Source organism: Pedobacter alpinus, assembly GCF_042684645.1.
Classification (GTDB): domain Bacteria; phylum Bacteroidota; class Bacteroidia; order Sphingobacteriales; family Sphingobacteriaceae; genus Pseudopedobacter; species Pseudopedobacter alpinus.
The window spans coordinates 1-7,262 of the sequence record NZ_JBHULV010000002.1 but is presented as its reverse complement, the minus strand read 5'-3'; the positions used below and the strand labels follow the sequence as shown (position 1 = coordinate 7,262).

Below are 7,262 nucleotides of genomic sequence, written 5' to 3'. Positions count from 1 at the left end.
CTCCTTTTATTTGTTATTTATACCCTAACTCGCTCATTTCTTGAGAGATTAATTTTTACCCCCCTGCCCCCTAAAGGGCAATGAACGTGATTTTATAAGTGTGTGGTCGTGTTTATTTTGGCTCTGTTTCAGAATTATATAATTTATTCCTATTTCTACAAGATTTATAGCCTAGAAGTTATATAAAGTAATTAACCTCTTAGTTATCGTATAGGTATCGTATAGGTATATAATTTAAAACTGTGTATTTGTTAAAAAGGTTGATAAATGAGATGAACTTTGTTAATAAGCTGGATGGTAATGGATACCGGCCGTGTTATGGGTTATGAAATGGATGTGGCTAAGGCTGTGCGATGATAGGCGGGTTGGAGTGTTGTATGAATGTACAGCCAGACTAGCGGCTGCCATGAAAAGGTGACGTTCCCTTTCTGATATCAAGAATCTTTACTTTAATAGTTTTTAAAAGCTAAAAAAGGTTTCATAGTTTTTAAATTTAAAGTATTAATAAACGAATCCGTATTTAAACTGCATTAAAACGACACACAATTTAAATTTGAGAAGCTCAAAATTTTGTGAAGTAATCAAAAAAGACAACTCATTGAAAACCAGATTATTTTTTTGATGATTAATTGGTTACCCATGAATATAGAATTTTGTTAAATTAGCGTTTATAGTTTTTGTTAAAAAATCAATCCAATTAATGAACGTTTTAAAAGTTTTTTTTACAATTTCTCTGTGTTTTGCATTCATTAGTTCTATGGCCCAAAGTGAAAATGATGCTGAATTAGCTAAACATTTTTATACTAACGGGGAATATGGCAAATCTTTAGCTATCTATCAAAAACTATATAATTCTTTAAATGGTAACGATTTGTATTTTTCGGAATATTATACTACGTTATTGAAACTTAAAAAATATGACGAAGCAGAAAAAATAATTAATAAGAAAATTAAAAACAATTTTAAATACGGTGTAGATTTAGGTCAGCTTTACTTAGAAAAAGGCGAGACAGATAAGGCGAACAAAACGTTTGAAAATGTAATTTCTAAAACTCCAGCAGTTGAGTTTACTATTACTGATATTGCAAATTCATTTTATGGAATAGCAAATTTTGAATTTGCAATTAAAACTTTTTTAAACGGTAGAAGATTATTAAAAGATGATAACGCATTTACTTATGAGCTTATAAACCTTTATCGTTACAAAAAATTAAAAGAACCTTTAACTTATGAGGTTGTTAATCTTGTAGAAAATGAGGCTTCCTTTTTAGCAAATGCAAAAAACACAATCAGCAGGGCTTATGAAAGCACAGAGGACTATGAAACTTTAAAATCAATCCTGTTTAAGAAAATTCAAAAAAATCCACAGAATATTAATTTTATTAATTTATTGGCTTGGGTGTTTTTGCAGCAGAAACAATATGATTTAGCCTTAGTACAATTGATTGCTTTAGATAGAAGGTTAAATGATACTGGCGGTAGTGTTTATAATTTTGCAACTATTTTGGTAGAAAATAAAGCTTTTGAAACAGCAGAAAAAGCTTTCAATTATTTATTAAATAAACCTAAAAACTCTCCTTATTATATTGCTTCTAGGATTGGCATTTTGAAATGTAAGAATATTCAAATCATTAATACCCCTCTAAATAATGAAAATATTAAATCGCTTGGCAGTGATTATGAGAAACTACTTGATGAGTACGGAAAGAACAACCAGACCATTTTTGCACTAAGAGATTTAGCGAATTTAGAAGCTTTTTATCTGGATAATGAAGAAAGGGCTATTGAGCTTTTAGAGCTAAGTTTAAACTTACCCAATGTTAAACTCAGTGATTTAGCGGAAATAAAACTTGACTTAGCACATATTTACACCTTAAATAACCAACCTTGGGACGCAGCCTTACTTTACGGACAGGTAGAGAAAAGTTTTGAAGGAGATGTTTTAGGACAAGAGGCTAAATTTAAAAATGCAAAATTATCTTTTTATAACGGAGATTTTAATTGGGCAAAAGCTCAATTAGATGTTTTAAAAGCTTCAACATCGCAATTAATTGCAAACGATGCATTAGATTTAAGTTTGTTAATACAAGATAATTTAAATTCGGATAGTTCTGGACAGGCGTTGAAGATGTACGCGAAAGCAGATTTATTACTTTTTAAAAATCAATATGATATAGCATTATTAACTTTAGATAGCATAGGTAAACTATATCCTCAAACAGATTTGGCTGATGATATTTTGATGCTAAAAGCTCAGACTTACAATAAACAAAAGCAGTATGAATTAGCTAAAGAAAACTTCTTGAATTTAATAGCAAACTACAGTTATAGCATTTGGGCTGATGATGCGTTATTTAATTTGGCTGTTTTAGAGGAAGAATTTTTAAATGACTCTACAAACGCTAAAATTCATTTTGAAAAATTAATAAATGATTACCCAGGCAGCTTGTATGTTATAGAAGCAAGAAAAAGATTTAGAAATTTAAGGGGAGATGTTTTGTAATAAAAACCTATCGTTACCTTTGCCTTATGATTATTTATAACGTAACTACCATTATTGAAGAGGATATACATGAAAAGTATGTCCAATTTATGAAAAACACACACATGCCAGAGGTAATGGCGACAGGAAAATTTGTTTCTTGTAGTTTGTTAAAATTAACAGAACCAATGAACGAAGGAATTACTTATTGTGCCCAATACATTACTGATGAAATTGGCAAATTAGAAGATTACCGCAAAAATTACTCCCCTAAACTACAAGAAGATTTTCAGAAAGAATTTGCCAATAAATTTGTTGCTTTTAGAAGCGTATTAGAAGAAATATGAATATTATAGAAACCCCAATTAAAGATTTAGTAATTATTGAACCAAAAGTTTGGGGAGATGATAGAGGTTATTTTTTTGAAAGTTATAACCAAGAAGTTTTAAAAAAAGCGGGTATTACTGCTGATTTTGTTCAAGATAATCAGTCTTTCTCTCATAAAGGAGCGTTAAGAGGTTTACACGCACAAGCTCATCCTTATGCACAAGGCAAATTGGTTAGGGTAATACAAGGCAAAGTTTTAGATGTAGCGGTTGATATCAGAAAAAATTCTGAAACATTTGGTCAGCATTTTAAAATAGAATTAAGTGGAGAAAACAATATTATGTTTTATGTACCGCCAGGTTTTTTACATGGGTTTGTAACTTTAGAAGATAAAACTATTTTTAGCTACAAATGCACTAATTTGTACCAAAAAGATACAGAAGTTGGTGTGATTTGGAATGATAAAGATTTAGGTATTGATTGGGGAATCGACATAAATGATGCATTGATATCACCAAAAGACGCAGTCCTTCCAGCTTTCAAAGATATTGTAAGTCCTTTTTAAATTTGAATTGATGCCTAATAATAACCCAGATACATTAAGGTTAAATAAAGCCATTAGCGATACCGGATTTTGCTCAAGAAGGGAAGCAGATAAAGTAATTGAGGAAGGCCGTGTAACTATAAATGGTAAAGGGGCCGTTTTAGGCGATAGAGTTACTAACAACGATGATATACGTGTTGATGGGCGACGTATAAAGTTTAAGAATGCTGAAGATTCTGTTTATATCGCTTTTAACAAACCAAGAGGGATTACTTGTACTACCGAAAGACAAATTGAAGGCAATATTATAGACTATATAAGGCATCCAAAAAGAATTTTCCCTATTGGTAGATTAGACAAGCCTTCTGAAGGTTTGATTTTTTTAACCAGTGATGGTAATATTGTAAATAAAATATTAAGAGCTGGGAATAACCACGAAAAGGAATATATTGTTACTGTAAATAAAGCCATTACCCCAGAGTTTATTAAAAAAATGGGTAATGGTGTACCTGTTTTAGAAACCATTACTAAAAAATGTTTTGTTAAAAAAGAAAGTGAATTTGTTTTTAAGATTATACTTACCCAAGGTTTAAACAGGCAAATTCGTAGAATGTGTGAGTATCTTAATTATGAGGTGACTAAACTTAAACGTACTAGGATTATGAACATATCTTTAAGTAATATTCCGCTTGGGAAATGGAGAAATTTAACCCGTGAAGAACTTGCTGAAATTATGCAAATGGTGGAAACTTCTAGCAAAACAGAGGAAGCTTCTGTTATGGAGATTAATAAAGTGAGTAGAAAGAAAAATAAATATATTTAAGCCAAATCTCCGCTTAAACTTAATAAATCATTATAATCAGTTTTTGCGTTAACGATTGCAGCGACAGCTCCGCAATTTGGCTGACTATATCCGCCAGCCGGCGGAGTGTTAAAACGCCCAAAAAATAATTACCTTTCAAAACATTTCTCAAAATAAAGTAAATAGCTCGTCATTCATCAGTCAGGAAAGCCCCTCCATATAGCATCCGGTTTTAAAATAAAATACCTTTGTTTTGATGAGAAAGATAAAGCTTAGTGTATTAGATCAAACTCCGATTAGAAAAGGAAGTAATTCTACCGAGTCCTTACAAGAAAGTATAGAACTTGCAAAGTTAGCTGATGAATTAGGTTATACACGTTACTGGCTGAGTGAGCATCATAACTCTAGCACATTAGCCACCGGATCGCCCGAGGTGATGATTGCAAGACTTGGTGCCGAAACAAAAAATATTAGATTAGGATCTGGAGGGATGATGATGCCTAACCATAGCACTTTAAGAGTAGCTGAAAATTTTAGAGTTTTAGAGGCTTTATATCCTAACAGAATAGATTTGGGAATGGGCAGGGCGCCGGGTGGCGACAGATTAACTGCTCATTTATTAAATCCATCAAACCAATTTGACCCTAAAGATTACATTCAGCAGTTAAGAGATTTACAGCATTTATTTAATGACGAACCTTTGGAGGGAATTAGCCAGGCAAAAGTTTTGGCCATTCCTATCATTAACACTTCTCCAGATTTATGGATACTCACTTCTAGCGGAGAAAGTGCATTAATTGCTGCCCACTTTGGTATGGCGATGTCTTTTGCTCAGTTCATTAATCCCACTGGTGGCGCGCAAGCTATTAAAAACTACAAAGCACAATTTCAGTCTTCGACAGAATTACAGGAACCACAAACCAGCGTTGGTATTTTTGCTTTTTGTAGTGATGATGAAGAAAAAGTTGAAAGAGCACAGGCCTTAATGGATTACCGTTTATTGAGTTTTGAGCGTGGCCAGTTTAACAAAATTTATTCTTATGATGATATTAAGAATGAAGATTATGATGCGCAAGAATGGCAAAGAGTTTTACATAATAGAAAACGAATGGCAGTTGGTACATCTGCGCAAATGAAAGAAAAATTAGAAAGCATTTGTGAAGAGTTTGATACGGATGAAATTCTGATGTCGACCTTTACAGAAACCAAAGAAGACCGTTTTGATTCGTATAAATTGCTTGCTAAAACTTTTGAATTAAAAAATCTTCTATAAATAGCTAACGGCTTTTGGTTTTCAAAAGCCATTATTTTTTGTACTTTTGCCAACAATGGTTCAAAAAGTTCAAAATAGCCTTGTGACACCACCTTGAGTTTAGGTTCAAGTTTCTCATATCCAGTAATTTCTTGCTGAAACAAATTATTTAATTTTTATACATCTTAATTTTTAAGGATGAAACCGTATTTACGTTTATTTGATTTTTCTCAAAAAATCGATTACAAAGTCGAAATATTAGCAGGACTAACCGTTGCCATGACCATGATTCCAGAATCATTATCTTTTGCAATTCTTGCTGGCTTTCCTCCGTTGGTTGGTTTATATGCTGCTTTTATTATGGGATTGGTTACTGCTGTGTTTGGCGGCAGACCCGGTTTGGTTTCTGGTGGCGCTGGTGCAACGGTAGTTGTTTTAATAGCGCTAATGAAATCTAACGGATTAGAGTATGTTTTTGCGGCAGTGGCTTTAGCTGGCGTTATTCAAATTTTGGTTGGTGTTTTTAAATTTGGGAAGTTTATAAGGTTAGTACCACAACCCGTCATGTTTGGCTTTGTTAACGGTTTAGCTGTTATTATTTTTATGGCCCAGTTTGAACAATTTAAAACAGTTATTAATGGCGAAGTAACTTGGTTAACTGGGCAGCCTTTATTTATAATGGGTGCTTTAGTTGCATTAACAATCGCTATTGTTGTATTATTTCCTAAAATCACAAAAGCAATTCCGCCCTCATTGGTGGCAATTATTGTGATATTTTTAATTGTTTTAGGTTTTGGCATTCAAACTAAAACAGTGAGCGATATAGCGTCTGTAAGTGGTGGCTTCCCTCCTTTTCATATCCCAAATATTCCATTAAATTTTAAAACGTTAGAAATTATTTTTCCTTATGCTTTAATTATGGCAGGAGTTGGATTAACAGAAGGTTTATTGACGTTGAATTTAGTAGATGAAATTACAGCCACCAGAGGAAATGGAAATAGAGAATGCATTGCCCAAGGAAGCGCAAATATTTTAAATGGTTTCTTTTTTGGTATGGGCGGTTGTCCAATGATAGCGCAAACCTTGGTTAATTTATCTGCCGGAGCAAGAGCAAGATTATCTGGAATAGTAGCTGCTTTAACTATTTTAATCATTATTTTATTTGGTGCACCTATCATTGGTTTGGTACCCATGGCGGCTTTAACAGGTGTAATGATTATGGTTGCGATAGGAACTTTTGAGTGGGCAAGTTTTAGAATCATTAATAAAATGCCAAAACAAGATATTTTCGTGGGGATTTTGGTAGCTGCAATTACAGTTTGGTTACATAATTTAGCTTTGGCTGTGTTAATTGGTGTAATTATATCGGCTTTAGTTTTTGCTTGGGAAAGTGCAAAGCGTATTAGAGCCAGAAAATATTTTGATAATGATGGTGTAAAACATTATGAAATTTATGGACCGTTGTTTTTTGGTTCGGTAACTGCTTTTACAGAAAAATTTGACATCCATACCGACCCACAAGAAGTTATTATAGATTTTAGAGAATGTAGAGTTGCGGATATGTCTGGCATTGATGCACTTAACAAATTGACAGAACGCTATAAAAAAGAAGGCAAAAAACTTCATTTAAAGCATTTAAGTGCTGATTGCTTGCAGCTTTTAAATAATGCTAGCGAAGTAATTGAAGTTAATATATTAGAAGACCCTACTTACAAAGTTGCTGTTGATGACATCTAATTAAAGCTTATTTCTAATTACTGCTACTTCTCTTAAATAAAACTTTATCCTATTACATATCTGTCCGAACAATTTCCGATTTCGTAAAACGGAATTATTAACTAATTGATTTACAGTT

6 protein-coding genes are annotated in these 7,262 nt (G+C 32.7%); all 6 read left to right on the top strand.

Translation table 11 applies throughout. The annotated features are described in order from the left end of the window. Positions 1–757 precede the first annotated feature (757 nt). The 6 genes from ACFSSE_RS00275 (at position 758) to ACFSSE_RS00250 (ending at position 7,144) form a co-directional block, all read left to right on the top strand. Positions 758–2,503 (top strand): tetratricopeptide repeat protein, encoded by a 1,746-nt coding sequence (locus tag ACFSSE_RS00275; protein ID WP_379040297.1) that lies wholly within the window; start codon positions 758–760, stop codon positions 2,501–2,503. A gap of 26 nt (positions 2,504–2,529) precedes the next feature. Continuing rightward, the gene (locus tag ACFSSE_RS00270; protein ID WP_379040296.1) at positions 2,530–2,829 is read left to right on the top strand and encodes a DUF4286 family protein; all 300 of its coding nucleotides are present in this window, start codon (positions 2,530–2,532) and stop codon (positions 2,827–2,829) included. Continuing rightward, on the top strand, positions 2,826–3,374 hold the full coding sequence (rfbC, locus tag ACFSSE_RS00265) for a dTDP-4-dehydrorhamnose 3,5-epimerase (RefSeq protein ID WP_379040295.1): 549 nt from the start codon (positions 2,826–2,828) through the stop codon (positions 3,372–3,374). Before ACFSSE_RS00270 ends, rfbC begins: the two co-directional genes overlap by 4 nt. A gap of 10 nt (positions 3,375–3,384) precedes the next feature. Further along, the gene (rluF, locus tag ACFSSE_RS00260; RefSeq protein ID WP_379040294.1) at positions 3,385–4,176 is read left to right on the top strand and encodes a 23S rRNA pseudouridine(2604) synthase RluF; all 792 of its coding nucleotides are present in this window, start codon (positions 3,385–3,387) and stop codon (positions 4,174–4,176) included. Positions 4,177–4,411: 235 nt separating this feature from the next. Next, positions 4,412–5,428 (top strand): LLM class flavin-dependent oxidoreductase, encoded by a 1,017-nt coding sequence (locus ACFSSE_RS00255; RefSeq protein ID WP_379040293.1) that lies wholly within the window; start codon positions 4,412–4,414, stop codon positions 5,426–5,428. Between the two features lie 177 nt (positions 5,429–5,605). Next, on the top strand, positions 5,606–7,144 hold the full coding sequence (locus ACFSSE_RS00250) for a SulP family inorganic anion transporter (RefSeq protein WP_379040291.1): 1,539 nt from the start codon (positions 5,606–5,608) through the stop codon (positions 7,142–7,144). Positions 7,145–7,262 lie beyond the last annotated feature (118 nt).

Excerpts from the sequence above, each read along its gene's own strand:
- rluF (WP_379040294.1), top strand. The coding sequence starts at position 3,385 with ATGCCTAATAATAACCCAGATACATTAAGGTTAAATAAAGCCATTAGC.
- rfbC (WP_379040295.1), top strand. The coding sequence starts at position 2,826 with ATGAATATTATAGAAACCCCAATTAAAGATTTAGTAATTATTGAACCA.
- ACFSSE_RS00255 (WP_379040293.1), top strand. The coding sequence starts at position 4,412 with ATGAGAAAGATAAAGCTTAGTGTATTAGATCAAACTCCGATTAGAAAA.
- ACFSSE_RS00250 (WP_379040291.1), top strand. The coding sequence starts at position 5,606 with ATGAAACCGTATTTACGTTTATTTGATTTTTCTCAAAAAATCGATTAC.
- ACFSSE_RS00275 (WP_379040297.1), top strand. The coding sequence starts at position 758 with ATGGCCCAAAGTGAAAATGATGCTGAATTAGCTAAACATTTTTATACT.
- ACFSSE_RS00270 (WP_379040296.1), top strand. The coding sequence starts at position 2,530 with ATGATTATTTATAACGTAACTACCATTATTGAAGAGGATATACATGAA.